26 protein-coding genes are annotated in these 26,795 nt (G+C 45.6%); 14 read left to right on the top strand and 12 right to left on the bottom strand.

Annotated features, from left to right (window positions below; translation table 11 throughout):
• Nucleotides 1-19: 19 nt before the first annotated feature.
• On the bottom strand, nt 20-223 hold the full coding sequence (sspI, locus tag GC096_RS05415) for a small acid-soluble spore protein SspI (RefSeq protein ID WP_056618924.1): 204 nt from the start codon (nt 221-223) through the stop codon (nt 20-22).
• Between the two features lie 175 nt (nt 224-398).
• Between sspI and GC096_RS05410 the strand changes: the two genes are divergently transcribed.
• Nucleotides 399-1,058: a potassium channel family protein gene (locus tag GC096_RS05410; protein WP_171629261.1), complete on the top strand. Its 660-nt coding sequence runs from the start codon at nt 399-401 to the stop codon at nt 1,056-1,058.
• A gap of 8 nt (nt 1,059-1,066) precedes the next feature.
• On the top strand, nt 1,067-1,864 hold the full coding sequence (locus GC096_RS05405) for a TrmH family RNA methyltransferase (RefSeq protein WP_171629260.1): 798 nt from the start codon (nt 1,067-1,069) through the stop codon (nt 1,862-1,864).
• 211 nt (nt 1,865-2,075) lie between these two features.
• Here GC096_RS05405 and GC096_RS05400 read toward each other — a convergent pair whose 3' ends face one another.
• Complete coding sequence (locus tag GC096_RS05400) at nt 2,076-2,552, bottom strand: GyrI-like domain-containing protein (RefSeq protein ID WP_171629259.1); 477 nt, start codon at nt 2,550-2,552, stop codon at nt 2,076-2,078.
• A gap of 11 nt (nt 2,553-2,563) precedes the next feature.
• On the bottom strand, nt 2,564-3,043 hold the full coding sequence (locus GC096_RS05395; RefSeq protein WP_171629258.1) for a hypothetical protein: 480 nt from the start codon (nt 3,041-3,043) through the stop codon (nt 2,564-2,566).
• 110 nt (nt 3,044-3,153) lie between these two features.
• Between GC096_RS05395 and GC096_RS05390 the strand changes: the two genes are divergently transcribed.
• Nucleotides 3,154-3,885 (top strand): helix-turn-helix transcriptional regulator, encoded by a 732-nt coding sequence (locus GC096_RS05390; RefSeq protein ID WP_246302589.1) that lies wholly within the window; start codon nt 3,154-3,156, stop codon nt 3,883-3,885.
• 379 nt (nt 3,886-4,264) lie between these two features.
• Here the strand turns inward: GC096_RS05390 and GC096_RS05385 are convergent, their stop codons facing one another.
• The 5 genes from GC096_RS05385 to GC096_RS05365 all read right to left on the bottom strand — a co-directional run bounded on the left by GC096_RS05385 (nt 4,265) and on the right by GC096_RS05365 (nt 8,056).
• A complete protein-coding gene (locus GC096_RS05385) occupies nt 4,265-5,032 on the bottom strand; it encodes an ABC transporter permease (RefSeq protein ID WP_171629257.1) in 768 nt (255 codons plus the stop codon).
• Nucleotides 5,033-5,794, bottom strand: coding sequence for an ABC transporter ATP-binding protein (locus tag GC096_RS05380; RefSeq protein ID WP_171629256.1), 762 nt, complete (start codon nt 5,792-5,794; stop codon nt 5,033-5,035). It abuts the gene before it with no gap.
• A gap of 13 nt (nt 5,795-5,807) precedes the next feature.
• Nucleotides 5,808-6,674: a pentapeptide repeat-containing protein gene (locus tag GC096_RS05375; RefSeq protein WP_171629307.1), complete on the bottom strand. Its 867-nt coding sequence runs from the start codon at nt 6,672-6,674 to the stop codon at nt 5,808-5,810.
• Nucleotides 6,675-6,690: 16 nt separating this feature from the next.
• Complete coding sequence (locus GC096_RS05370; RefSeq protein ID WP_057308688.1) at nt 6,691-7,020, bottom strand: PadR family transcriptional regulator; 330 nt, start codon at nt 7,018-7,020, stop codon at nt 6,691-6,693.
• A 184-nt stretch (nt 7,021-7,204) separates the two neighbouring features.
• Entirely contained in the window at nt 7,205-8,056 is an 852-nt protein-coding gene (locus GC096_RS05365; RefSeq protein WP_171629255.1) for an aldo/keto reductase, read from the bottom strand.
• A gap of 184 nt (nt 8,057-8,240) precedes the next feature.
• Between GC096_RS05365 and GC096_RS05360 the strand changes: the two genes are divergently transcribed.
• A complete protein-coding gene (locus GC096_RS05360; RefSeq protein ID WP_171629254.1) occupies nt 8,241-9,182 on the top strand; it encodes an AraC family transcriptional regulator in 942 nt (313 codons plus the stop codon).
• 210 nt (nt 9,183-9,392) lie between these two features.
• Nucleotides 9,393-10,394 carry an aldo/keto reductase gene (locus tag GC096_RS05355; RefSeq protein WP_171629253.1) on the top strand — a complete coding sequence of 334 codons (1,002 nt, stop codon included), beginning with the start codon at nt 9,393-9,395 and terminating at the stop codon, nt 10,392-10,394.
• Between the two features lie 97 nt (nt 10,395-10,491).
• Here the strand turns inward: GC096_RS05355 and GC096_RS05350 are convergent, their stop codons facing one another.
• Both GC096_RS05350 and GC096_RS05345 read right to left on the bottom strand, forming a co-directional pair.
• Nucleotides 10,492-13,866 (bottom strand): S-layer homology domain-containing protein, encoded by a 3,375-nt coding sequence (locus GC096_RS05350; protein ID WP_171629252.1) that lies wholly within the window; start codon nt 13,864-13,866, stop codon nt 10,492-10,494.
• Between the two features lie 411 nt (nt 13,867-14,277).
• Nucleotides 14,278-15,480 (bottom strand): ROK family transcriptional regulator, encoded by a 1,203-nt coding sequence (locus tag GC096_RS05345; RefSeq protein ID WP_171629251.1) that lies wholly within the window; start codon nt 15,478-15,480, stop codon nt 14,278-14,280.
• Nucleotides 15,481-15,816: 336 nt separating this feature from the next.
• Here GC096_RS05345 and GC096_RS05340 point away from each other — a divergent pair, with 336 nt between their 5' ends.
• From GC096_RS05340 to GC096_RS05315, 6 genes are all read left to right on the top strand, one after another.
• A complete protein-coding gene (locus GC096_RS05340) occupies nt 15,817-17,169 on the top strand; it encodes an ABC transporter substrate-binding protein (RefSeq protein ID WP_171629250.1) in 1,353 nt (450 codons plus the stop codon).
• 18 nt (nt 17,170-17,187) lie between these two features.
• The gene (locus GC096_RS05335) at nt 17,188-18,900 is read left to right on the top strand and encodes an alpha-L-fucosidase (RefSeq protein ID WP_171629249.1); all 1,713 of its coding nucleotides are present in this window, start codon (nt 17,188-17,190) and stop codon (nt 18,898-18,900) included.
• A gap of 86 nt (nt 18,901-18,986) precedes the next feature.
• Complete coding sequence (locus GC096_RS05330) at nt 18,987-19,904, top strand: carbohydrate ABC transporter permease (protein WP_171629248.1); 918 nt, start codon at nt 18,987-18,989, stop codon at nt 19,902-19,904.
• Between the two features lie 5 nt (nt 19,905-19,909).
• The gene (locus GC096_RS05325) at nt 19,910-20,698 is read left to right on the top strand and encodes a carbohydrate ABC transporter permease (RefSeq protein ID WP_171629247.1); all 789 of its coding nucleotides are present in this window, start codon (nt 19,910-19,912) and stop codon (nt 20,696-20,698) included.
• Between the two features lie 22 nt (nt 20,699-20,720).
• Complete coding sequence (locus GC096_RS05320) at nt 20,721-22,118, top strand: sulfatase family protein (RefSeq protein WP_171629246.1); 1,398 nt, start codon at nt 20,721-20,723, stop codon at nt 22,116-22,118.
• Nucleotide 22,119: 1 nt separating this feature from the next.
• Nucleotides 22,120-23,457, top strand: a complete 1,338-nt coding sequence (locus GC096_RS05315) for a sulfatase family protein (protein WP_171629245.1) — start codon at nt 22,120-22,122, stop codon at nt 23,455-23,457.
• Between the two features lie 177 nt (nt 23,458-23,634).
• On the opposite strand, the gene GC096_RS05310 is transcribed toward GC096_RS05315, so the two are convergent.
• Nucleotides 23,635-24,387, bottom strand: a complete 753-nt coding sequence (locus GC096_RS05310; protein ID WP_171629244.1) for a MerR family transcriptional regulator — start codon at nt 24,385-24,387, stop codon at nt 23,635-23,637.
• A gap of 139 nt (nt 24,388-24,526) precedes the next feature.
• On the opposite strand from GC096_RS05310, the gene GC096_RS05305 reads away from it, so the two are divergent.
• Complete coding sequence (locus tag GC096_RS05305) at nt 24,527-25,054, top strand: NUDIX hydrolase (protein WP_171629243.1); 528 nt, start codon at nt 24,527-24,529, stop codon at nt 25,052-25,054.
• 8 nt (nt 25,055-25,062) lie between these two features.
• On the opposite strand, the gene GC096_RS05300 is transcribed toward GC096_RS05305, so the two are convergent.
• Nucleotides 25,063-25,944 (bottom strand): LysR family transcriptional regulator, encoded by an 882-nt coding sequence (locus GC096_RS05300; protein WP_171629242.1) that lies wholly within the window; start codon nt 25,942-25,944, stop codon nt 25,063-25,065.
• A 113-nt stretch (nt 25,945-26,057) separates the two neighbouring features.
• Here GC096_RS05300 and GC096_RS05295 point away from each other — a divergent pair, with 113 nt between their 5' ends.
• Both GC096_RS05295 and GC096_RS05290 read left to right on the top strand, forming a co-directional pair.
• Entirely contained in the window at nt 26,058-26,459 is a 402-nt protein-coding gene (locus GC096_RS05295; protein ID WP_171629241.1) for a tautomerase family protein, read from the top strand.
• Complete coding sequence (locus tag GC096_RS05290) at nt 26,456-26,788, top strand: carboxymuconolactone decarboxylase family protein (RefSeq protein ID WP_171629240.1); 333 nt, start codon at nt 26,456-26,458, stop codon at nt 26,786-26,788. Before GC096_RS05295 ends, GC096_RS05290 begins: the two co-directional genes overlap by 4 nt.
• Nucleotides 26,789-26,795 lie beyond the last annotated feature (7 nt).

Below are 26,795 nucleotides of genomic sequence, written 5' to 3'. Positions count from 1 at the left end.
TGGTCATATAGAGAGGAATTTACTCAAGATGCGCCTTAAGTGTTTCGACGAGTGTATCTTGCGTACTTGCTTCTGAATGCTGCCATATAATTTCAAAAAGAACACCTAACCCAGGTAAAACCTTCTCTTCTCCACCAATCGAGTCTTCAATAACTTCTTTGAGTTCTTCTGGTGTTTTGTTATTAACCCGCTGGTGGATCGCCTGTCTAAGGGTAATATTCATTCAAGGACCTCGCTTCCATTTCATTCTCGCTATTACTATGTGCAGTTTCAGATGGCTTCATCCTTCCCACTCTTCGCCAATGCAGGCAGTGGCTCCATTGTTGTAAAGTGGCTCAGGGGGCTGAGTATGGTATAATAAATGGGATATATTCTTGGAATATGGAGGAACGTGAGCGGTGAGAAATCAATTTGCGGTTATTGGGATGGGAAGATTTGGTTCAGCTGTTGCTAAGACGTTATCACAACTAGGATTCGAGGTTCTTGCCATTGATCAGGACGAAGAAACGGTTCAAGACGTTTCCGCTTATGTGACTCATGCGGTTCAAGCTGATTCTACGGATGAGGAAGCTATGCGGGCGCTGGGAATTCGCAATTTTGACGTTGTGGTTGTGGCCATAGGAGAAGATATTCAAGCAAGTATTCTAACGACATTAATTCTCAAAGAAATGGGCGTAGCTACGACGATCGTGAAAGCTGTGAATGATCTCCATGGCAAGGTTCTCAAAAAAATTGGCGCAGATAAAATCGTTTATCCAGAACGGGATATGGGGCAACGCGTAGCCCATCATATGATTTCATCGAACATTATCGATTATATAGAGCTCTCCGCCGATTACAGTATTGTTGAAATGAGAGCATCGAAAGAGATGATTGGCAAAAGTCTGCGTGAGCTCGATGTGCGTGCCAAATATGGCTGCAACGTGATAGCGATTAAACATAACGAGCAGATGACCATTCCGCCGAGTGCGGAGGCGCCGCTTAAACAAGAAGATATTTTGGTCATTGTGGGTAAAAATTCGAGTCTTCAGAACCTTGAAGTCACTTTTGCGGAGTAGGTATATTCATGACAAATGCATACGTAGAAATCATGTCTGTTCAAAATATGAGAGTCAAGGACTGGGCTCAGCTCTTAGAGCGGCGCGGCAGGGATAAACAAGGCAAGTATATCATTGAGGGTTATCATTTGATTGAGGAAGCTTTGAAGGCTGGGGCTGAGGTGGAAACTATTCTTTTTCAAGTGGAAAAAGGGAGTCCACAGGAGCTCGTCGCCCTCGCTGGTGATCGCGCCGTCGAATGGATCGGCGTGAGCGCCGCGGTGTTGGCCAAGTGCTCGGACGCACAGACGCCGCAGGGTGTAGTGGCCATCGTGACGAGGCCACAGGTTGGCATGGACGAGCTGCTTGCTGGCGAGCACGATCTGGTCGTGGTCCTGGACGGCGTTCAGGACCCGGGCAACCTCGGCACGATCATCCGCAGCGCGGATGCCGTCGGGGCCAAAGCGGTCGTGCTCGGCCGCGGCACGGTCGATCTGTTCAATCCCAAGACGATCCGCTCGACGATGGGATCGATGTATCATCTGCCGATTGTGGAGGCAGATTTGGGTGAGTTGTTGCCGCGCGCGCGTGAGCGCGGCGTGCGGCTCGTGACAACGAGCCTGCAGGCGCAGGGCTCGTGTTACGACACGGACCTGCGGCAGCCGACGTGGCTGATTTTCGGTAACGAGGCCAAGGGCGTGTCGCCGGAAGTAGCTGCGCAGTCGGACGTGAAGGTCATTATTCCGATGCAGGGCAAGGCGGAGTCGCTGAACGTCGCGATGGCTGCGACGGTTTTGCTGTTTGAGGCGGCTAGGCAGCGGTTGTAAGTCCACTTAAGCAATAAGTATAGTTATGAGTTGATGAACAAGCCAAAGGGAGTGCATCCCTTTGGCTTGTTTTTACTATGATTTCGCATAACGCAACAGGCTGCCAACTGAATGATGGCGGCCTGTTTGACTAAAGAATCCTCCCGCTATTACGTACGAGCGAGAGGCAGTTGTTGATTTCCGAATCGGGAGATTGGTCTTCCGAATTCCCTTATTTTTTAACCACAGGCACCCAAAATTCGCCGTAGAAAGTGCCGTCACCGTTATCTTTGCGATAAGTTGCATTTGGACCACCGATGTAAGCATAATCAGTGATTTGGGCCAAGACTTCACCAAAAGCTCGGTAAGTCAGCTGATCAAACAAAGTTTCCTTGTCGCCATTTCCTGCGACCACGATGTACTCGCTCTCTGGAAACTCAATGAAGCGTGTTGCGTCAGCCACTGATTTGCCAGCTTCTACCGCGAAATAATTCCACGGTTTTCCTTGATAAACCTCATTGACTGACCATTCGCGATCATCTTTTGCAGCGTCTTTGAGCTTATTAAAACGCCCGTCAGCCTTGAGTTTATCCCAAAACTCGGTTTTTTCTTTTTGCAATGCAGGCATGTCTTGAAAATTCGACTGGATAGAAAAACCATAAGCGGTCAATGTGAATGATTTTTTGTTTTCAAGTGTGTAATTTGCCATGTGAGTGCTCCTTAGTTTTGGACTTTATTTGCACGAAGCCACATTTCGCCGTAGAATTCACCCGTTTCATTTGCTTTTACGAACGTGGAGTTACCAGGACCAACGTATTTGTATTCTGTGATTTCCTGGATCAGGCCGCCGAAAACTTTGCCTGTGATTTCGTCTGCAAGGCGCTCTTTGTCAGCGCCTGTCCCAGGAACTACGATATACTCGCCAGCGAGGAAGTCGAGGACAACCGTGCCTTCCACGTTGAACTCACCCATAACGCCGAAGCCGCGCCAAGGCTTGTGGTCGAAGTTGTAATTAATTTGATATTCTTGTCCGTCAGCGAGTGCGAGAAGTTCAGCAAGTTTGCCATTTTCAGTGATTTCAGCTTTTTTCGCTGCAGTTTTTGCTGCATTACCTGCCCAGTCATTGAAGTCATCAAATGAAACACCGAAAGCAGTCATCTTGTAATTTTCTGAGATTGTTTTGATAGAGTAGTTAGTCATTTTGTTCTCTCCTTTGTGGATTTATTCTTTACAAAATTGATTCTATTTCTCAAATGTATCAAAAAATGATACTGATTATCGAAATGCTACATTTTTGATATAATAAAATCATGAAGAAAACAGAACGAGTTAACCTGATCATGCGTTACATCAATAACCGCGCGCATTTTACGATTGCCGAGATTCAGAGAGAGTTCAAGATTTCCCGCGCGACGGCGATTCGCGACATAAACGAGATTCAGGCGATGGGTTTCCCACTGACGTCCGAGTTGGGGCGCGGTGGCGGATACAATGTCCTGCAAAATCAATATCTACCCGCCGCTCGCTTCACACCAGAAGAGTTGAAGGCGATTTTTATTAGCTTTATCGCCTCGAAAAATTCGCAGTTGCCTTATCTGCAAAATCGCCGCTCAATCACTGAAAAACTTATCGGCATCGCGTCTCAAACCCAGCAGGACGAGCTGATCGAGCTGAATAATATTTTGCTTTTCGAAAATACAAATCCCGCCAATCCGAATCTGTTGGAGCTCGATGATGCGGCGCCTGCGGAGCTAAACCAACTGATTTCGCTTGCTGTGCGGGATAAGCATTTACGGGTGACTTACGAGCTGAGTTTTGGCTGGCCGCTGTTACTGGACGTTTTTTTGCTACATATATTTAACTCGAACGCTCAGTGGCTTGTCGAGGTTTATAATTTTGATACGGATGAGTTTCATTATTTGCCTGTGGAGATGCTGCGGAATTCGGCAATTTCTGAGCAGGTGATGAAGTTGTCTGAAGAAGAGATTTTGAACAAAAAACGGCTTCGCGCACGTGAAGCCGTTTTTTGTTGTGAAACTTGATACGATTGGGATTCAGCGCTTTAAGCGTATGCACCCGCCTGGGATAATTTTGTCCTTAACTGGGATGTTTCAGTCGAGCGGGATATTCAATGTCAGTTGGATGTGACCGATGTCGAGGCGTTGGCGTATTATGCGGATTGGCTTTTGTTTTTGGGGAAAGGGGTCGAGTTTGAGCGAATTCCTGATGAACTGCGTGTAATTTTGGAAGAGCGTTTAGCCATTTTAAGATTCTCTTAAGTCTATAAGTCCAACCGTTTATATTCAAGGATTGTTACTATGAACAGTAAGAATTGGCGATTGTCCAGTGTGAAAAAATGAAAGAAAGCAAAAAAAGCACCAAAGCGGTGCTTAGAGCTGAGCTGGTACAGGTATATATTCTTTACACCCGATTTTTATACACCCTCATCGCGAAGATATAGGCTACTACCAAAATCCCAACGCACCATGCAAGAGCGACCCATATCTCATTGCCCACTGGCTGCTCTGCCAGTAGCGCACGGATGGCGTTCACGATCGAGGTCACCGGCTGGTTATCGGCAAAGGCACGAACGACCGTCGGCATTGACTCGGTCGGAACAAACGCCGAACTGATAAACGGCAGGAAGATGAGTGGATAGGAAAATGCGCTTGCACCTTCAATCGTTTTTGCGGACAGTCCGGCAATCGCCGCAACCCAAGTTAAGGCCAATGTAAACAACGCTAGTATGCCTACTACGGCAAGCCATGGCAGTATGCCCGCGGACGAACGAAAACCCATAATCAACGCTACAAGAATGATGACGATTAGTGATATGGCATTGGACACCAGAGAGGTCAGCACATGTCCCCAAAGCAAGGCGGAACGTGAAATCGGCATCGTGTGAAACCGCTCGAATATGCCTCGCTGCTTATCCATAAACAGGCGGTAAGAGGTATAGGCTATCCCGCTTGCGATCGCCATCAGCAGTATGCCTGGCAACAGGTAATTCACATAGTTATCCGTTCCGGTTTGAATGGCTCCGCCTAACACATAGACGAACAGCAGCATCATGGCAATTGGCGTGATGCAGACTGTGATGATGGTGTCCATACTGCGGAAAATATGGCGCATGGACCGTCCAAGCATAACGCTAATATCGGTGAAGAAGTGGTTTTTTGCCGTTTCCATTTACTTCGCCTCCTTTTTGCCGACGATAGAGAGGAATATGTCCTCTAATGATGGCTGTTTTTCAATATACTCCACCTTTGCAGATGGAAAGAGCTTTTTAAGATCCGAGAGCGTGCCGCTTGCGATAATCTTACCTTCATGCAGAATAGCAATTCGGTCAGCAAGCTGTTCAGCTTCCTCCAAATACTGCGTGGTTAGGAGTACTGTCGTACCGCCGCCCGCAAGTTCCTTAACAATCTTCCAAACCTCGATGCGCGCCTCGGGGTCAAGTCCAGTTGTCGGCTCGTCGAGGAAAATGATCTGAGGATTACCCACAAGGCTCAAGGCGATGTCGAGCCTGCGGCGCATACCACCGGAATACGTAGACGCCCTGCGGTCGGCGGCGTCAGTCAAGTCGAAGCGTTTAAGCAAGTCGTCTGCAACTTGACGCGGATCTTTGAGGTATCGCAGTTTCGCAATCATGATCAGATTTTCCCGACCGGTCAAAATTTCGTCCACCGCGGCAAATTGCCCCGTCAGAGAGATCGCCTGCCGCACATGATCGGGTTTTGACGCAACATCGAATCCATTTACGGTGGCGGTTCCGCTATCCTGTTTAAGCAGCGTAGTGAGGATTTTGACAACCGTTGTCTTGCCCGCGCCGTTGGAGCCGAGAAGGGCGAAAATACTGCCCTTTTCCACCTCGAAATCAACGCCCTTTAGAACTTGATGCTGCTTGTAGGACTTTTGCAATCCAACGACTTGAATTGAATTAGTTGGCATCAGTTTTTTCTCCTTATCGAACTGTAACTTTGGACAAATCGGCCCCCACGCCTTTAAGCGAAGCATAGGTCAGCTTATCCATGACTGCATCATCAAAGCATATGGTTTTGAACGCACGGTAATACTTATTTGTTAATGAAAAGAACGCTTGAAAAGACACATTCTTGAGTATAGCGCCCTTAAATGAAACTTCGTTTACTGCCGATTTGTCAAACTTAACGCCTATAAAGGTTTGCCCGTCAAAACGCACCCCGCTCAGGTCGGATAATTCGAAGTCCACGCCGTCAAAGATACAGTTTTCAAAGATTGTTTTTCTGAGGTCGATCTTGCTTAGCGTAACGTCGGTGAATTTGGCGCCTGTGAATTTCGCACCCTCCATCCCCGAAACGCTAAAGTTAGTGCGTACAAGGATCGATTCATTGAAGCTTACATTCGTAAGGTCAGTTGCAGTTAGGGTACAGTCTGTCAGATTAGCGCCGTCAAAATTGGCTTCACGTAGGTCACTGGTCTTAAACGAACTTCCAGTCAAGTCTGCACCTGCAAAGTCGGCGCCGCGTAAAGCGCTAGCATTAAATTGACCTTTATGAGCCTTAACGCCTGCAAAGTCGCTCATTGCCAGGTTGCTTGCGCTAAAATTGGTCACGACTTGCCGTTCCAGCGAGCGGGAGAGGTTGGCGACTTCCAGAATCGTTTGTTCGATGTCGCCGATGCTCTCAATGGTCATATGAAACGCTGTTTCATCGTCTTTGCCCTCAGCTTTGAGTTCACGATATCGCTCTTGCAAATCGGAGTGCAGGTCTGTCTTTAATTCGGTGACGCTTTTTACCCCATCGTATGGCGTGAAAATACCGTTCAAATAGTTCGTTAATTTCTGATTCATCATAGCAATCTCTCCCTTATAATAAATTTTCTAGTACGCGCTTCGAATACTCCCAATTGTTCTTGTTGCGAACGTAAGCACTTTTGCCCTTTTCAGTAATCCTGAAATACTTGCGTCTTCCTCCCTGAGATTCATCACCCCAGTACCACTCGATATCGCCGTCTGTTTCAAGCCGCTTAACGCTGGAGTACATCGTGGCTTCTTTTAATTCATATTCGCCGCCCGAGCGTTCAGCAATCAATTTGACAATTTCGTAACCGTAGCGGTCAGCTTCGGATAAGAGCCGTAGTATCATCGTATCGGTATGTCCGCGGAGCAGGTCGGATGTAATTTTGTTCTCGCTCATATCATCACCTCACATTTATTATAATACGGCATAGTACTATGACTGTCAAGGTACTATTTCAAATAAAATACTTTGTTTAATCAGAATACCAAATAATAAGGAAAGAGTGCCGAAATCAGAAAACAGCGGCAGCCTCGGACGGGAAGAAAGTCCATGACTGCCGCTGTTTCTCATTTTATTCGCGTTAGATATCCAGTTTACGGTTACTGATCCATTTCACCATTTCAGGATCGCGATGTGAAAAGAACAGGCTTTGTTTCGTATCTAACGTAGTTATTAACGCCATATCCTCTTCGCTTAATTCAAAATCAAAGATGTTGAAGTTTTCGATGATTCTTTCTTTACGTACCGATTTTGGAATCACAACGACTTGTCTTTGTGTCAACCAACGTAAAACTACTTGAGCAACGGATTTATTAACCTTTTCAGCAATGGATACCAAAAGTTCATTCTGGAACAAATCATTTTTCCCTTCAGCAAAAGGCGCCCAGGATTCGATCTGAACATTGTTCTCCTTCATGAATTTTGCATTTTCGATTTGTTGGTTGAAAGGGTGGGTCTCTACCTGATTTACCGCGGGAACGACTTCATTTTGGATAATAAAATCGATAAGACGATCCTCATGGAAATTACTAACGCCAATGGCGCGGACCTTTCCTTCACGATACAAGTCTTCCATAGCACGCCAAGAACCATGCACATCGCCGAATGGCTGATGAATGAGATACAAATCCAAATAATCCAATTGCAATCTGTTCAGTGAGTTTTCAAATGCTTTTTTGGTGCGCTCATAACCAGTATCTTGCACCCAAAGTTTTGTGGTGATAAATAATTCCTCTCTTGCTAGGCCACTCCGTTTGATCGCTCTGCCAACTGCTGCTTCATTAAGATAAGAGGCGGCTGTATCAATCAGCCGATAGCCTGCCATAATAGCGTCATAAACGCTTTGTTCACATTCACTTTGATCTGTCATCTGAAATACGCCAAAACCGAGTAAAGGCATCTCAACGCCATTGTTCAAAATTACTTTTTGCATATATATTCCTCCATTTTAAATGATGTCGTATTTTCCATATTCTCTTACTTATTATGCACGAGATGACCTAGAGACAGTTATCCCATTCGTGCCAAATGTTTGCCTAATCCTCTCACGACGACTTATGCGACAGACAAATATGGATTATAATCGAACTAAGAGAAATAGGAACAAGGAGAAGATAATGACTGAAATAATCATCAGTAAACAGCAGAAGGAACTTAGCAAAATCATAGAGCGCTATGCACAAAAGGATGGTGTTCACCCAACGGCTATTCCATCCTTATTTTTCATACGTGTCTCGCAAGCGGCTGGACAAAGCCATGGCGTTTACAAGCCTTCTTTTTGTATGGTAGTTCAAGGGGCGAAGGAAGTTTGGCTGGCACAGGAACGCTTTAGGTACAGTCCTGCCGATTATCTTGTTGCATCCGTTCATTTACCCGTTACCTCCCAAGTCACTGACGCCACTTCCGATATTCCCTATTTGGGTTTCAAACTTGAATTTACACCGAGTCAAATCCTAGAGCTTCTACATGATACTGAATTTCGTACGGACCCTAAACAATATCCGAAGCGGGCTATGTTTGTCAGCCAGATCGAAACATCTTTGTTAGATTCGGTTATTAGGTTAGCTCGTTTGCTGGATAGTCCGAAAGATATTCCGGTGCTTGCTCCACTATTTACAAAGGAAATTCTTTATCGGGTGCTGCAAGGACAGAATGGGATTATTTTGGAGCAACTTGTCATGGAAGGAAGCTCAACCCATCAAATCAATGTTGCAATTGAACAAGTCATAAACAACTATGCCAGCCCCTTACGAATTGAAGAACTTGCCGAAATAGCGAATATGAGTGTTTCTTCGTTACATAGACACTTTAAAGAAATTACTGCGATGAGCCCTCTTCAATTTCAAAAACAAATCCGGTTACAAGAAGCACGGCGCTTATTGTTAACAGAATCGGTGGATGCTTCTGAGGTTGCCTACCGAGTGGGTTACGAAAGTGCATCTCAGTTTAGCCGTGAGTATTCTCGAATGTATGGTTATCCGCCCAAAGCCGATAAAAAGCGGATCAAGGAAACATATGATCAAGTACAGGACACTACAGAGCAAGTATCTAATGTGTGAGAGAAATAGGCAAACATTTAAGATGATCAGGATACCAGTTTCTTATGGATTCGTTGCATAATTAAATTACGCAAAGCTTATTTAGAAGAGCAAAATTAATAAAGTGGAAGTAGGGATGCGAATGGCCGAAGGCAATGTCCGCCCTGACGGTTGCAAAAGAAGTTTTCTCGATCGAAAAATAACTATAACGTGGGGAAAGAGGTGCTTATTGTGGAAATTCGCTCTTTAGGACAATCCGGATTAAAGGTAACGAATCTGTGTCTGGGCACGATGACATTTGGCAATCAGGCAGACAAAAAAACCTCCTTCGAAATTCTTGATAAGGCGTTCGACGCTGGCGTGAGTTTTATTGATACGGCAGATGTGTATCCCATTGGGAGAACTTCGCACGCCATCGCGGGTGCAACTGAATCGATTATTGGGGAATGGTTAGAGAGTAAACGAGACAAAGTGGTGTTAGCGACAAAGTGTTTTGGTGCGATGGGACTTGGTCCAAATGATCGTGGGTTGAGTAGGAAGCATATCCTATCATCTGTTGAGGAGAGCCTTCGCCGTCTAAAAACGGATTATCTTGACCTCTATCAAGCTCATCAATTTGACCCAAGCGTACCTATGGATGAAACTTTACGTGCGTTCGATGATCTGGTTGAGCAAGGCAAAGTTCGCTACATAGGTGTATCCAATTGGCGTGCTTGGCAAGTGGCAAAAGCTAACGGAATTGCTGAAAGAAAGAATTACATCCGACTTGTGAGCGTTCAGCCCCGCTACAATCTCTTGTTTCGCATGATTGAGGAAGACCTGGTTCCAATGGCCCTTGATGAGGGGCTTGGGATTATCAGTTACAACCCACTAGCGGGAGGCCTGTTGACGGGCCGCTATAGGAACAATGCAAGTGTGGAAGAGGGGACTCGTTTTGGACTCGGAAACAATGCGGGTTCTTTGTATCAGGAGCGATATTGGCAAGAAGCGCAGTTTGTCGCGGTTGAGAAGTACCAAGCCTGGTGCCAAGAACGTAACTTTGATCCAACAACAACGGCCGTGCGATGGGTTACTCAGCAACCGGGAATCACATCCGCGATCATTGGTGCGAGTCGTCCGGAGCAGTTGGACGCCAGTCTGCGTGCTGCTCACATGGATAAGTTAACGGAACAGGAGCTAGCATGGCTCGATGGACTATGGTTTTCTTTGCCGCGGAGGCGTGAGTTTAGTTGAGATCCGTTAAGCTGCTTATGAAAAAATAATCGAATGAGAACAACCCCCATATTGTTTTTGGGGGTTGTTCTCATTTCACCGTGAGGTTATTTGACGCTTATTCGTTTAAGATGAAAAAACCTAAATAATCCACTTGGTTTTCTTGACCATTTATCGTATAAGATAATCCACTCAAATCGTAGTGATTAGAGAGATAATAAGGATTTAGTTTCGAAATAAATGGAATTTCTAAATAAGTAACTCCGTTATCTACGATAAGTTTCCCTGCTAAATTATTCACCACGCCTAGAATATTGACAGTTAGCATCGTTGCATCTAATTGTCCTTTGAGTCTAGCGGCACCTTGATGCGGTATATAATCAGCATCAGCCAACGCTATGCGCAAAATGTCCGCTGAAGCCGCTTTGGTTGGTACTATATAAGCACCAGTTGCATTCTGTTGAACTAAGGTATCATACACGGTATGCGTTACTGTATCCGTATCGATTGGCACGATCTCACTTATTTTCAGAGTAATCGATGTCCGTACGTCAATATCAACAGGTTCGGAACAGCCCACATCATTACACGCTTTAATACTAAATGTATAGCTAGTTCCTGGTTGCAAGTTACCTATGGTTGAGCCAACGCCTTCGGTTCTTTGAACTTCAACCCCATTTTTATAAATAACATACTCGACGATGCTGCCGTCATATGACTGCGGAAACCATAGAAAGAATATAGCATTGCTTTTAACAAGCTGTGTTTTAAAATCAGTTACTTGCTTTGGCTTTGTATGCATAATCAACATACCTGCAAAATAAGGCTCTCCAGAAGCCAATGTGAATTGTGCTGTAGATGCAGTAGAATACCCTTCTTTTATAACCTCAATCGTATAGGGGATACCCGGATCAACCTGATCAAATTGAAAATGACCATTAAGATCCGTATGTGTAGTTTGATTCGTTCCCACTAATTTTACTAGGGCATTCTGAATACCCGTATACCCGTTTGACGTATATTCTCTAGTGTCTCCGATGATTCTACCAGGAATCATTACTCCTGGTAACGGTATAAGATTAGAGGCCGGGTAGTAATAATGTGGAATCTCACAACTTGTTTCAGTGCACTTGTTAACCGTATTTCCAGTAAGTGTAACAATGTTTTTATTCAAGTACTGCAGTTGATAAGTTTCGCCACTAACTTGTCCGGTAATCGTTAAAAGTGCAAATTCCTTCAGGTACGGGTATTGCGTAACGTTCGTTACTTGTACCCCTTTATCGAAAGAAAAGTCCGATACCTTCGAATTGACAACAGGATGATCAAATTTGATAAGAATTAGATCCGATCGAACACTCTGACCTGCCTCTACCTTAGAGTTATATTCTTTTATTCGAATTGTAACAGTCTTAGTAGCGGAAGATGGACCACTGAATAGCGTAAGTGTTAGATGGACTTCGGCATCTCCTTCGCCTGCTGCTGGGCGATTAAAACTCCAAGGTGATATGAGATCGGTTCGATCAGACTTCCATATGTAAGCTACACTCGGATCCATAGAAGTAGGAAAAATAGGCATTTGAGTAACAGATAACGCGTTGTCACCAGGCTTGTATTGAATTTCTACACTGTTTAACAGTAATTGAGTTGCATTAAAATAATATTTTACAATATTATAATTGGATTGGTTTAACTCTGAATCAGTAACTCCCAGCGCCTTAGCGTTCGTTATCGCTTTATCTGCTTGATCAAACAGCGTATTCTGATCTGAACTACCAGTCATCGAACTATTTATTGCCTTTTCCATGGCTTTTTTGGCTTCTTCAATGGCTTTCGTCTTCAGCGTATTGTCCACTTGTCCAATCGGATACTGATCTAGTAGTTTCAACACAGTATCAATATCGCCTTGAAATGTAATTGGTGTAACCGAAACGATCGATTGTATATCTACATCTTTTCCAACGTTTAATACGCCATTAGTGATACCGTCAGCATAATGAATAGAATGGATGACGGTAGGCTGCGTATTGCCAGTAGTCGGCGGTTCAATTTGAAGATGTGAATTTGACGCTTCATTCAAGATATTGCCATTCAAATTCCCTCTAAAAGCAATGTTCTTCCCACCTGCTGCGGGTTTGATTGTTATGTTGCCTAATGTTCCGCTCGTTGTTGCAGATTCAAGAATAACTTGTGAAAGTACTTCTGTGTTCGTAATTACCGCGCCGTCTAACACAACAATTCGAACCATTTGACCATTGTTATTAATAGCATTAACGACTAGTAAACTAACCGATGAATTCGTTAATTTGACAGAATTCACAGCACCTGACTTCACCTCAAGATGATCAGCGTGAATGTTCTTTAATGTAATTTCACCTTGTGTACCTGGATCAAGTACCAAGTTCTTTACTGTTGTGGTTCCAGAACTAGGCCCGTAAGTGCCTGATTGGCTAACGATTACAGAGTCAATCTCCTTACCGCTAGCTAATTGTTGTGCGATCGTTGAACCACCACCACCACCACCGCCACCGCCTCCAAATAATCCGGCAACTCCTGTTACGACGAGATCAATGGCTTTTCCTCGGAATGACAAATGATAGTCTGTACCCAAAATTTGAGCAGATGTCGTTAATATAACGACGGATTTACTGCCTGTTTGATAAGCAGCTTCAACGACCAGTAATGGTTTATCAAAAGCAAAATCATCCTTATTCAAGTTAGTCAGATTTCTCTCAAATGTCACAGTGATACTCGTATTACTGACAACTTCAATTTTCGTAATCCCCGGGTGGGCATCACTTTCACTAGTAGAAAGGTTGTTAGCTTTATCCTTGTATACCTCATGATGAGCCTGCAGTTCGAATGCTAATCTAGCAATAGCTTGCCGGTCTGCTAACCCTTTTGGCGAAAATACAAGTCCCTGATCTGCCGTTTCAATGCCTTGAACTAACTGAATCTCTGCTGCTAATGAAACAGCACTTTGCGCCCAATCGGCAATATTCTCTTGATCCGAGAATACCTTGTTCACAGCCCGATTTGCTGCGAGCTTGTCTAATTGAAGGGCGCGAACAATAAAGACAATCAACTCTTCTCGTGTCACATTTGCATTAGGCGAGAACGTTTCTGTTGAAGTACCCTCTGTAATTCCCGCTGCTACTAATGTTTTAACGTAATCGGCGTACCAGCTCGATGATGCTACATCCTGAAACGATTGAGTAGTCTCCTGCGAAGAGTTTATTTTCAAACCAAGAGACAGTACGAGAATTTTAGCCAATTCTGCTCTTGTCACCGACTTGGTTGGCTGAAAAGTTCCATCTTCATATCCTGCAAGTACGCCAGAATTAACTAATGCTTCAATTTCAGCCTTTGCATAAGATTGATTGATGTCAGACAGAGCATTTTTTGGCAGCTCTTCTGCTTGAACGATTCCTGTGAAACTACAAATTAAAGCGCAAACAAGCATTAGAGATGTAAAACGTTTGATGAAATATCCCACTTTCTCTCCTCCAAATAATCTAATAATGATCTATAAATTGCTAAATTATTACTTTAAAATATCATGAACTTAATTTAATAGAAAGGTAAATTTGTGCATTTTGGAAGAAAAGGAAGAATCGAGTTCAAATGTAAAGTTACCCCTTGGAAATCAATTAACCATTTCTACAATCTCTCTGACGAGCGGATCTTCCAGGCATTGCAGCTTATCCATGGAAACAAGCGATTGGAGGGGTTAACCCAGAGGAACACTGCCATATTCATTCCGCTTATCTAGGTTTCGAAAAGAACAGAAAAAAGAATCCTCTTTTTTATCGGATTTTGCCGAATTCAAGAGGATCCTTGGTCAATGAGTTTTATAATTATCACTCTGCTTCTTGTTCATAACCAACACTTGCCCAATACAAACATCCTACACTTTCGCCTGCTCCAGCAACGAATGCTCAATAATCATGCCGGACAGATGTCGCAGTACCATTGAGACGCCGCCGTGAGCAATGCCAAGTTCGCCCAGATCCGAACAGTAGATCTCCAGATTCAGGAGAAAGCGTTCTGGAATCATTTCACGCAACGTGTTCCAGATGGAATTGATCAGCGTCGGACCGAGCAGCGCTAGCAATCCTCCGATGCAGATGAATTTCGGATTGTAGGCATTGATCACGTTGGCGAGACCGATGCCCTGGTAGTGGCCTAGCTCGTGCACAGCACTGGTCATTCGGGAATCGCTGCGCTTGATGCCTTCCACAATTTCTGCAAATGTCAGCGCCTGAGGCGTAGTGTCAAGCAGTTCATACAGCGCCTTGATGGAGGCGTACATCTCCCAGCAGCCCCTGCTTCCGCAGGTGCATTTTTTGCCGTTCATATGAATGGTGGAATGTCCTAACCGCCCCGCAGTACCCGTCGATCCGGTGAATAATTCGCCCTTGCTGTATACGCCCGCAGACAACCCCCATGAACTCGTTACATAAACCAAATGATCAGCTGATTTGGCCCCACCGAAATGCACTTCTCCCATAGCCCCTGCATAAGGAGCTGGATTGATATAGAAAGTCGTATCCGGGACTCTCTTGGTGAGCTCGGCCTGCAAAGGGAAATCGTTCCACTCTTGCAGATTGGCGCTGAAATCAACGACATCCGTTCGGATGTTGTAATAGCCAGGGATGACGATACCGACTCCGACAATGCCTAATTGGCGTTTGCCATGGTCTTTCACAATGTCTCGCAATACATTTGAAATCGTTTCGACGAAAAAGAAGGGATCTTTGCTTTGAAGCGGAAATACCTTGCTATCTAGCTTTTTCCCTAGTAAATCGGTAATCAAGACGGTAAAATGATTAATTTCAATATCCACCCCGACGCAAATGCCCGCTTTCTCATTCAGATCGACCAGAGTGGGGGGGCGTCCTCTTGACGTACCGGTAGTTCCCAACTCCACGACAAAGCCTTTCTGCACGAACAGATCCACACAGCTAGAGACGGTCATTTTATTGAGACCTGTGAGCGAAGCAATTTTGGCACGGGACAAGGGACGATACTGCAGGATCGTAGAGAGAGCGTGTTCCATATTTATTTTCTTTACTAAATCAAAATTGCCAATGGGTCCAATGGATGGCATCGGGTCACAACCTTACTTAGTTACGTTGGTAGTAATTAGTATGAATAATATACAAAATAAGTTTTTATGTCAAAAATATTTTGGATATCGCGTAAATTTATCGTGCTATTATTTAGTATAACGTATATACTAAATATACATTAATGTAAGCGCTTAATCAATAAATCTGAGGTGATTTTAGGGGTGGTTTAGCTTCGATATCATTTCTTTTCACACAAAATAAAACTAATTATTGACAGATTGCCCTACAGACATTACATTGAAAACAACTAATCCCAGTTGATTACTTGGTATTACGTGTATACTAAATATGTTTAAAAGGGAGTGTTTTGTTGTATGAAAAGAATGAGATTTATGAATTATTTACTCATTGGATTGACCGTTCCGTTGGTGCTGTCTGCTTGCTCATCACAAACGGCCAGTACGACGCCAGCCCCGTCGGGGGATGTGAAGGCAGCTGCCACGCAGAAGCCTGAAGAGATTACAGGCGAAATTTCGTTCTGGTCCTGGTCACCGGAAGACAACGTATGGCAGCCGTTAATTAAAGCTTTTAACGAGAAATATCCCAAAATCAAAGTGAATTATGTGCGCACGCCATCTGCCGATTACGACAAGAAAATTCAAGTCGCTATCCAAGGTGGAGAGGTTCCGGATGTGATGGCTTTCTCTAACGGGCCGATGATCAAAAACTATACACCGATTCTAGAGCCATTAGCGCCGCTTGCTGAGAAATCACTCGGGAAGGATTGGCAGAAGTTGTTCAAAGCAACACCGATGGAATCGTCCAAGAAGAACGATTTCAAAACGATACCGACTGGCGTTGCGGTAACACCGTTCCTCTCCTATGATGTCGATTTGTTCAAGAAAGTAGGCGCTGAGCCGCCTAAAACGTACGACGAACTGAAGCAGGTCGTGAAGAAGTTCGAGGATGCCAAATTGCCGGGCATTGTGCCTCGTCTAGGCTTCGCCGGTGGGAAAAGCGCGACGGTTACGGATGTCTTTTATACACTTGTGAATCAAATTGCACCAGGGAAATTATACGAAGCTGACGCGGGCAAAGCGAAATTTACAGATCCTGTGTTCCTCCAGGCGACGAATGCATTCAAACAGTTTTACGCGGATAAAATTTTCCAAGACGGCAACCTGACAACCAAATTCGATCCGGATTTGCGTGATATGTACGAACAGAAGAGACAGCTGCCAATGATTCTGGTGGGTGCTTGGATTATGACGGATGTGGCGAATAAGGATGGGCTGAAAATCGGCGATCGTACGTTCGGTCTTGTGCCAATGCCGACAATTGCTGGCGGAAAAACAAGTGTCCTCATCAATGGTGATGTGCCACTAGGTATTAGTAAAGATTCGAAGCATAAAGAAGCAGCTTGGAGATTCGTTGAGTTCATGGCTACTGGCGAATATCAGACGATTTTAAGCAAAGCGCTGCAGTTCCTTCCCGTGAAAGAAGGGTTATCGATGGATAAAGCCAATCTGAAAACGGACATCGAGAAGCAGTCGGTTGATGTGATTTTGAACGCGCTGACGAATAATGTTGGAGGAATCCGTTTCTTGGATAATGCTTCGATTGAACAAGCGCTGTTCGCTAATTTGCAAAAGGTGGCCAGTGGAACCGCAACACCAGAGCAGGCGATGGCCGAAGTGCAGAAGGCATCTGATGCCGTGAAACGCTAACCGAAAGGAGTGATCCCAATGAGAAAAAAAGGATTATCCATTGTAGGGAGTGTGCTGCTTGCATCTGTGATATCTGTTTCTGTTTGCACGCCGAGCACGCAAGCAATTACACCTGATGAGTATGTGCAGTTGGGATTTGGCTTTTTCCCGCATTATGGATTAAATACGTATACAGGAACCGCCGGTGGTGACGGAAACCCGCAGAACTTCCCTTCCACGCTGTTCGCACCGACGGACTTTGACGCGAATCAGTGGGTGGCCGCTGCGAAAGACGCTGGCATGGACTATGTTATTGCGGTGGCCAAACACCGCTATGGCTGGGCAGCTTGGGACAGTGCGTACACGACATACGATATTGAGACGAGCTCAACGCCGAATTTGGATGTTGTAAAAGCGATTGCTGACGCTTGTGCGGAGTACGGCTTGAAGTTCGCGATCTACTTTAATGCGGATGACAGGTACCATTATCCGAATGGCGTAATGGGTAACAGCGCCTACACGGATTTTGCTAAAAATGAACTGACAGAGCTCCTTACCAATTATGGTGAAGTCATTGCCATCTGGTTCGATCATGCGAAAGCGATTAACAATGCCCAAGCGGCTCAGCTAGAAGCTCATGTGAAATCCATACAGCCGAATACACTTGTTTTCTTCCATGACGATGATAAAGCTGCCGATTCCGATGTGCATGTGACGGAGCTGGTAAATGGCGATCCTCCGGTCGGCAACGCCACACCATGGGAGGAAGCTTGGACGCTGTATACGGATTATTGGTCCTACACGAACAATGAATCACCGGCTGCTCCATGGAGCAGTGCTTCGTATACGGCGAATAAGGTGCGTTACTACAACAAGCGCTATGCCTCTTTCGCAGTGAGTGTTCCGCCTGGGCCGAATGGCAAAATATCGCAAGCTGGGCTTGATCTCATGCATAATATCGGGCAAATTCTGCGCTGGAAGCAGACCGATGACAGGAGTCCTCTGGTCACTTATAGCGGCACTTGGGCGGATCAAAGTAATACGAGTTATTTCAAAAGCACGGATCGTAACAGCTCTCAGGCCGGAGCTTATGCGGAGTACACATTTACGGGCACAGGCGTAAGGTTGATTACGAAGAAAAATTCGTCGACTGGGATCTTCGATATTTATATCGATGGTACCAAAGTCTCAACGTACGATTCCTATGCTTCGTCGGGAGTCTTTGATGCTATTGCTTACGAAACGACGTCTTTGGCGAACACGACGCATACGATCAAAATGGTGGTGACCGGCACGAAGAATCCGAACTCCACCGGTACAGGCGTGAATCTGGATTTGTTCGAGTATTCGGTGAGCCCGGCACAGGCACAAACCGATACGATTGTGGATGACACGAATGCCGCCATTACCTATAGCGGAACTTGGAATCATATTTCTCGAGCTGCCAGCTATGACGGTACGATCTCTTACAGTTCCACGCAAGATGCTTACGCCGAGTACGCATTCAGTGGAACGGGTGTTAAGTTGTATACCCAGAAGGGGGCTGGCGGAGGTAAATTTGATATTTATGTAGATGGCGTGCTTCAGACTACGTATGATTCCTATGCAGCATCTCAGCAGAACAAAGTGTTGGCCTTCAACAAGCAAGATTTAGCCCCAGGCAATCATACAATTAAGGTAGTGGTGAAGCATACGAAGAACGCGAATTCGAATAACTATTTTGCACATCTGGACTATATTTCGTTTCATTAAAATGAAATGGCAACCATTCACGGAGGAACCTCTTTTCATAGAAGATGAGGTTCCCTCCTCCGTGAGGCTTGGAGAGGAGGATCAATGTGGAGCTCGTTTACACGCAAGAGAATGTTGAAACAGTCCGGTCTAGAAAGAAGAAGCGAGGACGCTTTGCCGGATTATTTTTTGCGCTGCCATTACTAATCTTCGTCTCGGTATTCACGTTTTTCGGTATTTTTTATAATGTGTATATCAGTTTTTTCGAATGGTCGGGGATTGGAAGTAAAGTGTTTATCGGTTTCGGCAACTACGTAAATTTATTACAGGACCCGAATTTCTATCAGGCATTGGGCAATACGTTGATCTTCCTAGTTATGACCATTCCACTTTCGATGGCGTTTGGGCTCTTGCTGGCTACCTTGTTAAACGGCGTATGGGCTGCTGATAGTCTGTTCAAATCGATTTTCTTTCTTCCCCACATCATTGCTGTTGTTACCATCGGAACCACCTTTGCCGGTATTTATGAACCGAATTTCGGCTTATTGAACACCATATTGAGGTACATCGGTTTGGAGAGCTTTGCGCATTCCTGGCTATCCGAGCCTGCTACTGCTCTAAATGCTATTGCTGTTGTTTATGTTTTCGCCAATAGCGGCTTTTACATGCTGATTTATTACACAAGTCTTCTCAATATTGATCAGGAAATATTCGATGCATCCAAGATTGATGGGGCCGGTGTGTTGAAGCAGTTCCGATATATTATTTTCCCTATGCTTAGCGGGACGCATATCACATTGCTAATTTTGGGTATTATTCATGCGCTTAAAGTGTTCGATTTAATCTGGATCATGACAGAAGGCGGTCCTGGGGGAGAAACAGAGCTCATCTCGACGTTCCTTTTTCGGGAGTCACTGCTCAAATACAAAGTGGGATACAGTGGTGCGGTGTCTGTCATTCTGCTGTTAATTGCTTTCGGCTACACGGCATTCCAGCTGCGCGTTTATAACAGGATTAGGAGGTAATGACATTGTTCGGACGCATGCAAGTTTCGGAGAAGATCACAATGAATCTTCTGCTCTTCCTATTGGCTGCTGTTTGGGTCATTCCCCTGATTGATCTTGTCCTGTATTCATTCGAAGGCGCTGGATGGGAGAACTATCAAGCCGTACTCAGCCTGGATTTGTTTCCGCATTTTCTGATCAACAGTTTTATTGTCTCCGTTTCCGTCGTTGTGCTCCTGCTCATCGTAGTTGCATTAGCGGCCTTCGGTTTCAGTAAGCTGAGATTTCCCGGGGATTCGTCGGTATTCGCGATTTGTCTGATCGGACTCATGATCCCGCCTGTCGCGATGCTTGTCCCTTTGTTTCAAACGGTGAAGTCGTTTCACTGGATGAACACGTATATGTCCTTAATCGGTCCGGAAGTGGCGATGTGCATTCCTTTCTCGCTGCTGCTGGCCAGAAATAGTTTCGACGAGGTGCCGAGCGAGCTTTTGGAAGCAGCAGAAATTGATGGCTCTAACGTATGGGGGAGATTCCTACATGTGATGCTCCCGCTGTCCGTTCCGGTGCTATCAACCATTGGCATTCTCGCTTTTCTCAACTCGTGGAATCAATATGTGCTGCCACTTGTTTTCATCAGTAAGGAAACGATGCTGACGGTGACGATGGCGCCTAAATTTTTCATTAAGGAATATACCTCGGATTATCACAAAGTGTTTGCAGCGCTTGTACTGATTACGATTCCCGTTGTCATTCTCTATATCTTCGGACAGAAGTATATGCAGCGGGGCTTAACGAGCGGCGCCATCAAATAAATGCCGAATTCTGGAGGTACTCATGAGAGAAGAGAAAGCTGGTAAGCGGAAGCCGAATATCGTCTTCCTGATCGCGGACGATCATCGGTTCGACGGGATCGGTGCTTATGGTAATGAGGTGGTTCGAACACCTGTTCTGGATGATTTGGCGGCAAAAGGAGTGCGATTTTCATCCATGTACACAATGGGTGGACAAACGGCAGCCCTTTGCGTGCCAAGCCGAGCTAGTCTACTGACCGGAACGAATATCTTCAAAGCGACTGTTTCTGAGAAGGAAGTGATGCTCGGGCAGACGGAAAATCAGCAACTATGGGAGCTGAATCCCACCTTACCTACCTTGCCAGAAGTATATCGGAGAGACGGATATAAGACCTTCGGCATCGGCAAGTGGCATAATGGCAAAGCGAGCTATGCCAGAAGCTTTGCGGGCGGAGCCAACGTTTTCTTTGGGGGGATGGGCGATCATATCGGACTACCGGTGCATGATTACGATCCATCAGGGATTTTTCATGCGGATGACGCCAAGCCGAGCGATAAGTTCTCTACGGAGCTTTTCGCGGACAGCGCTGTTGACTTTATACAACAACATACCGATGAAGAGCCTTTCTTCTTGTATGTGGCTTTTACGGCTCCACACGATCCACGAACACCGCCACAGGCATACCTAGATCAATATCCGCTGGAGGGGATACCGCTTCCCGGCAATTATATGACAGAGCATCCTTTTGATAATGGAGAGCTGTCTGTGCGGGATGAATGTTTGGCGTCTTTCCCACGCAAGCCGGATGAGATCCGCCAGCACCTGGCTGAGTATTATAGTATGATCACGCATATGGACGAGCAAATTGGACGTATTGTACAGGCTCTACAAGACAGCAATCAAGATGAACATACGATTATCGTGTATACCGCGGATCATGGGATCGCACTTGGGCAGCATGGACTTCTTGGCAAGCAAAATTTATACGAGCACAGCCTTCACATTCCGCTCATTATGCGGGGACCGGGATTGCAGGTAGGCGCGGAAGTCCGTGGACTTGGCTGCCAAATGGATATATATCCGACCTTGTGTGAGTTAACTCAGACCCCCACAAACCCTCAGGTTGAAGGCAGAAGCTTGGTGCCGCTGCTGGAAGGCAGCGAGGACGCAGCGAGGAAGAGCATATTTGGCGCTTACAAAAATGTGCAGCGCATGGTCAGCGACGGCCGCTGGAAGCTGATTCGCTATTTCCGCTGTGGAGAGGTCGGTTCGAACTTGACCCAGCTGTTCAATTTGCAAACAGACCCGTGGGAATTGAGTAATGTAGCCGAAGACCCGGCAGGGGAAGATCACCTGAAACGGCTAGAGGAAGAGCTGCTAGCCTGGCAGGTAGCGGTGAAGGATCCGATCAAGCTTGTCAGTGAGAGGAGTCAAGGATAGGATGACACGTCCCAACTTTCTATTTCTATTTCCAGATACGCACCGTGGCGATTGGATGCCCTATGATGCTGCAACATTGGCTGCGCTGGGAATGGAAGAATTGCCGCTGCGCATGCCCTATATTGAATCGCTGATGAAGGAGGGTGTTACCTTTACGAAGGCGGTCACCTCTTCCCCGCTTTGCGCACCAGCGAGAGCTTGCCTTGCATCGGGGCTGCGGTACAACAAGCCGGAAGTGACCGGCAATCATGAGAATTATGATATTTCCCGGAAAACCTTTTATTCCGTGTTAAAAGAGAATGGTTACCGCGTCGGCGGTGTCGGCAAATTCGACCTCCACAAAGCGACGCATTGGTGGGGGTTGGACGGCTGGATCGACGATCTCGGCGATCTTGGCTTTACGGATGCGATCGATAACGCAGGTAAAATCGACGCGATCATATCAGGCAAGGATTCGCCCAAAGACCCGTACATGTCGTATTTGTATCGCGAAGGCTTAGCAGCTATTCATCTGGCGGATATGGCGGATCGTGGCAGGCGAACGGAGGCTACCGCGCTTCCGGACGAAGCGTATTGCGACAATTGGCTGACGCGAGGCGGGGTTCAGATGCTGGATTCATTCCCGCAGGGGCAGCCATGGTTGTTGCAGGTGAATTTTGTGTGCCCGCATGAGCCATTTGACGTTACGGCTCGGATGAAAGCGGAGTGGGAGCAGGTTGATTTCGCAGAGCCTAATCGTTGTTCACTATCCCGAGAGGAATGGAATCCGATCCGGCAAAATTATGCAGCCATGCTGGCCAATATCGACCGTAACATTGGACTATTACTGGATACGATTAGGCACCGTGGCGAATTAGAAAACACGGTCATCATCTATTCTTCGGATCATGGCGATATGTTGGGCGACTTTGATAAATTCGGAAAATGCAAGCCTGAACGCGGATCGGTTCATATTCCTTTGGTGATTAGCGGTCCAGGCATCCAAATGGGGAAGTACAGCGAAGCGTTGGCCGAGTTGCAGGACTTGGCTAGTACGATCCTCGACTTGGCCGGTCTAGCGATGCCGGAAGCGGAGGATTCCCTTTCACTCAAACGTGTCCTGCAGGGGGAAACCGAAGCGGCGTTACGCAAGGTGCAAATTGCAGGTTTGGACGAAGGGCCGCAGCATCCGAGCTCATGGCGGATCGCATCGGACGGTGAGTGGAAGTTGATCGTGGAAATAAACCGTCCAGATCGGCTGTATCATCTGACCAGTGATCCTTGGGAGAACCGGAACGTGGCAGAGGATCATCCAGAGGTGACGATGAGGCTGAAGGCCGGGCTGAACGGATATCTATAGGGAAAAATGTGAAGGAGCTATAGCGCGTTGGCGCTTAGCTCCTTTGTTGTACATTGTTGCAGAATAGCGCTGAGGCCTGCGCTTTGTAAGCCTGCAAGGGGTCAAAGATGCGAAAGTACACTTATTTTTGTTAGGGGATACCAACTCTCTTATGGCGACATTGTCGCCGGAAATGCGCTATGAATTTGATGAAGCCAACGACGCGGCCGCGGCCGACAAATAATAAGCTAGCCCAGTTTGCTGATCTTCCAGCATTTTAAGATGAAAGTCATCCTGTAGGAAAAATTGCGTCTGCGCTGCAAAATCCTGCACGGATAGCGCATGACCCTGTTTATTCATAAAATCAAGATGGGATCGGATCAAATCTCTTATGTGCTCATCCGAATGCTTAATGCCACTTCGTAAGGAACTCGACATAGTAGTCATGAAGGTCATAGCTTCAACCGCTTGTTCATTCATTTCTTGAACATCCTCTGTGACAACTTTAAGTGGATCCATCCCATAGGATTCCTTTAAATATTGATTTTGCTCAGCCAGTGCTTGATTCCAGGATTCCTCGTTTTCAAAACCTTTGAACAGTTCCTTCGTGTCCATCGTTGTCCCTTCCTTTATACTTTCGATTGAGTTACGTAATGTTTGAATGATGGTGTCTAGCTTCTCTTTGCGACTTAGGAGCAGTTCCTCCTGCTGTGAAAGAATGGATAGCCGATCTGCATGGTGATCCATCATGTCCTTGATAACGTCTAAGGAGAAATCCAATTCTCTGTAAAATAAAATCTCTTGTAAACGCTCCAGCTCTTTGGTTCCATACAAACGATAGCCAGCTTCACTTATTTTGCTTGGTAAAAGGAGACCGATCTTGTGATAATGATGAAGCGTTTTGATGGTTACATTCGATAGCTCCGAGACTTCTTTTACCGAGTACAGCATGCTCATGCCTCCTTTCTTTACGTAGTTTAAAGTCTTCCCTAAGAGGAGAGTCAAGCATAAAACGTGCTTCTTTTTCACTCGAAATGGAATCAATGCCTTATAATGATGTGAAATAAGTACTGTAATGGGGGTTGATTTTGTGCAACTGATTAGAAAAATTACGGATAACGATATCCTAGGAAGTGCACCCGAATTACTAGATACCATCTCTCGATACGGATCAAGAGGTCTTTTAGTAGATAGCCAGTTAAATGTTGCCATGATGTATATGTCCAAAACGAACCTGTACAAGCTGCCTGGCGGTGGTGTAGATGAAGGAGAAGATGCAAATGAAGCCTTTCTACGTGAAATCCAGGAAGAGACGGGTTACGATGCTGAAATCATTCATGAATTGGGGTATATCGAAGAACATAAAAACAGAAACAAGTTTATGCAATTCTCCTACTGTTATATAGCCAAAGCTAACGCTAGCTTCCGCGATACGATGCTTACTGAAAACGAGATCCAACTAGGGATGGTCGTTGCGTGGATGTCATTAGATCAAGCGCTGGCCGTGATGCAGGAGTTGATGCTAACTTGTACCGATTACTCATCCAAATTCATGCTTTTGCGAGATAAGACGATACTTGAAGAGGCCGCGCGTCTATTAACTGGAGAAGCTGTGTAGAAGGACACTCAGGAGCTTGTTATTACCTTTTTCAAAAGTTGTAAGAACAATTGCTTATAAGAGAATGGGGCGGCGTGCTGTCCACGAAGTTGCAAGATCCCGATGGGGATGACAGGCTCATCCCATGCCATATCCATTCTCACCACTTCCGGGATCAAAGGAGTCGAGTCCAGAACGAGACCCACTGCCAACGTTCCTTTTGCAAAATGGGGGATGGCTGAAATTTGGTTTATGGTATGAAGATGGGGAAGCGTTACTTCGTAATGAGAAAGTAATTTTGTTATTTGTGAATAATAGAGACAGGTGGGTCCCCCTGAGATGAGGGGGTAATGTAGAAGCTCACGGAAAGTAACGTGATTTCGTTCCAGCAGTGGATGACTTCGATCAACGACAATTGCCATTTTCTCTTGATAAAGCGGCTTGAAAAAGAATGGCAACGAATCGGACGGCTCACCGCAAATGGCTAAATCGAGCTCTTTTTTGATAATCGCCTGTGATAATGCATCGGTATTTCCCATCGTGAATTGACAGGAGATTCGTGGCTTCTGTTCGTGAAATAGCCGCATTGTATGAGGGAGTAACGTCTGCATGGCAGATTCGATACCGCCTATGTGCAAGTTGCCGATCTCATCTTGCTGTAAGGCTTTGGTCAGATTGGTCACATCGTTCCAATGTTGAATGAGTTTATCAATCTCCAACGCGAATCGTTCCCCAGCGCTTGTCAGTTCGACGTCCCATCCCCGATTGAAAAGTTGTACGCCAATTTCCTTCTCTAATCGTTGCATTTGATTCGATATCGTAGATTGCGCATAATTCAATTTCTCCGCTGCACGAGAGAAGGTCCCCTCTTTAAGAATGGTTTGGAAAGTGATCAATTCTTTTAAATCCAAATCCCTCAAGCCTCCATCGATAAAATTGATTAAGATCATCGTTTTATTCCATTATATAGATTGAAATTCACGGCGTACAATGTAGCTATCTGATCAAGGGAGTGATGCAGGGTATGCCATTCATAAGAGTCAGCTACTACGAGCACCAATATGATCGTAATAAGTTAGGGCAGATCAGCCGAATTATTGGAAGCGCGTTGGTGGCGTACTTCAACGTTCCGAAAGACGATGTTTTTCAAGTATTTCATTCGCATAAGGAAGGTGAGTTCTATTATAGTCCTAGCTATCTAGGTGTCGAACGAAGCGATGGACTGCTATACATTCAAATAACCCTGAAATCAGGGAGAACGACTTCGCAGAAGAAAGGTTTTTATAGCGCGCTAGCTGAACAATTATCCAATGAACTTCCTATGCGGAAAGAAGATGTATTTGTGGTACTGGTGGATAACGAATACGAGGATTGGTCATTCGGTAACGGAGAAGCACAGATGCTCAAGATCGGTGGTGGCCTATGACTCATCGGAAAATAGTGTCTACCGCAAGGGAATCCTACGGTGAAATCGCGCCAGCATTCGTTGCATACTCGGAGGACGTGCTTTTCGGAGATTTGTGGCGAAGGGAGCAGCTTTCTATTCGGGATCGAAGCTTAGTCACCATTGCGGTGCTGGTCGCGGGAGGTATGACAGAACACCTACCATATCACTTGCGGTTGGCTATAGAGAATGGCCTAAGCACAGAAGAACTAGTGGAAGCAATTACACATATGGCCTTCTATGCAGGATGGCCACGAGCGGCTTCGGCTCTTGGTATTGTACAGGGGATTAGCGAGTCGATAGAGCGGTGATTTGACG

The organism is Paenibacillus plantarum, assembly GCF_013141695.1.
In the GTDB taxonomy this organism is placed as follows: domain Bacteria; phylum Bacillota; class Bacilli; order Paenibacillales; family NBRC-103111; genus Paenibacillus_E; species Paenibacillus_E plantarum.
Note: the sequence above shows the minus strand (reverse complement) of the source record. Positions and strands in the feature narration are given on the sequence as shown.

Coding starts and splice junctions, on each gene's coding strand:
- sspI (WP_056618924.1), bottom strand. CDS start 223: ATGAATATTACCCTTAGACAGGCGATCCACCAGCGGGTTAATAACAAA.
- GC096_RS05405 (WP_171629260.1), top strand. CDS start 1,067: ATGACAAATGCATACGTAGAAATCATGTCTGTTCAAAATATGAGAGTC.
- GC096_RS05400 (WP_171629259.1), bottom strand. CDS start 2,552: ATGGCAAATTACACACTTGAAAACAAAAAATCATTCACATTGACCGCT.
- GC096_RS05395 (WP_171629258.1), bottom strand. CDS start 3,043: ATGACTAACTACTCTATCAAAACAATCTCAGAAAATTACAAGATGACT.
- GC096_RS05390 (WP_246302589.1), top strand. CDS start 3,154: ATGAAGAAAACAGAACGAGTTAACCTGATCATGCGTTACATCAATAAC.
- GC096_RS05385 (WP_171629257.1), bottom strand. CDS start 5,032: ATGGAAACGGCAAAAAACCACTTCTTCACCGATATTAGCGTTATGCTT.
- GC096_RS05380 (WP_171629256.1), bottom strand. CDS start 5,794: ATGCCAACTAATTCAATTCAAGTCGTTGGATTGCAAAAGTCCTACAAG.
- GC096_RS05375 (WP_171629307.1), bottom strand. CDS start 6,674: ATGAATCAGAAATTAACGAACTATTTGAACGGTATTTTCACGCCATAC.
- GC096_RS05370 (WP_057308688.1), bottom strand. CDS start 7,020: ATGAGCGAGAACAAAATTACATCCGACCTGCTCCGCGGACATACCGAT.
- GC096_RS05365 (WP_171629255.1), bottom strand. CDS start 8,056: ATGCAAAAAGTAATTTTGAACAATGGCGTTGAGATGCCTTTACTCGGT.
- GC096_RS05360 (WP_171629254.1), top strand. CDS start 8,241: ATGACTGAAATAATCATCAGTAAACAGCAGAAGGAACTTAGCAAAATC.
- GC096_RS05345 (WP_171629251.1), bottom strand. CDS start 15,480: ATGCCATCCATTGGACCCATTGGCAATTTTGATTTAGTAAAGAAAATA.
- GC096_RS05340 (WP_171629250.1), top strand. CDS start 15,817: ATGAAAAGAATGAGATTTATGAATTATTTACTCATTGGATTGACCGTT.
- GC096_RS05335 (WP_171629249.1), top strand. CDS start 17,188: ATGAGAAAAAAAGGATTATCCATTGTAGGGAGTGTGCTGCTTGCATCT.
- GC096_RS05320 (WP_171629246.1), top strand. CDS start 20,721: ATGAGAGAAGAGAAAGCTGGTAAGCGGAAGCCGAATATCGTCTTCCTG.
- GC096_RS05315 (WP_171629245.1), top strand. CDS start 22,120: ATGACACGTCCCAACTTTCTATTTCTATTTCCAGATACGCACCGTGGC.
- GC096_RS05310 (WP_171629244.1), bottom strand. CDS start 24,387: ATGCTGTACTCGGTAAAAGAAGTCTCGGAGCTATCGAATGTAACCATC.
- GC096_RS05295 (WP_171629241.1), top strand. CDS start 26,058: ATGCCATTCATAAGAGTCAGCTACTACGAGCACCAATATGATCGTAAT.
- GC096_RS05290 (WP_171629240.1), top strand. CDS start 26,456: ATGACTCATCGGAAAATAGTGTCTACCGCAAGGGAATCCTACGGTGAA.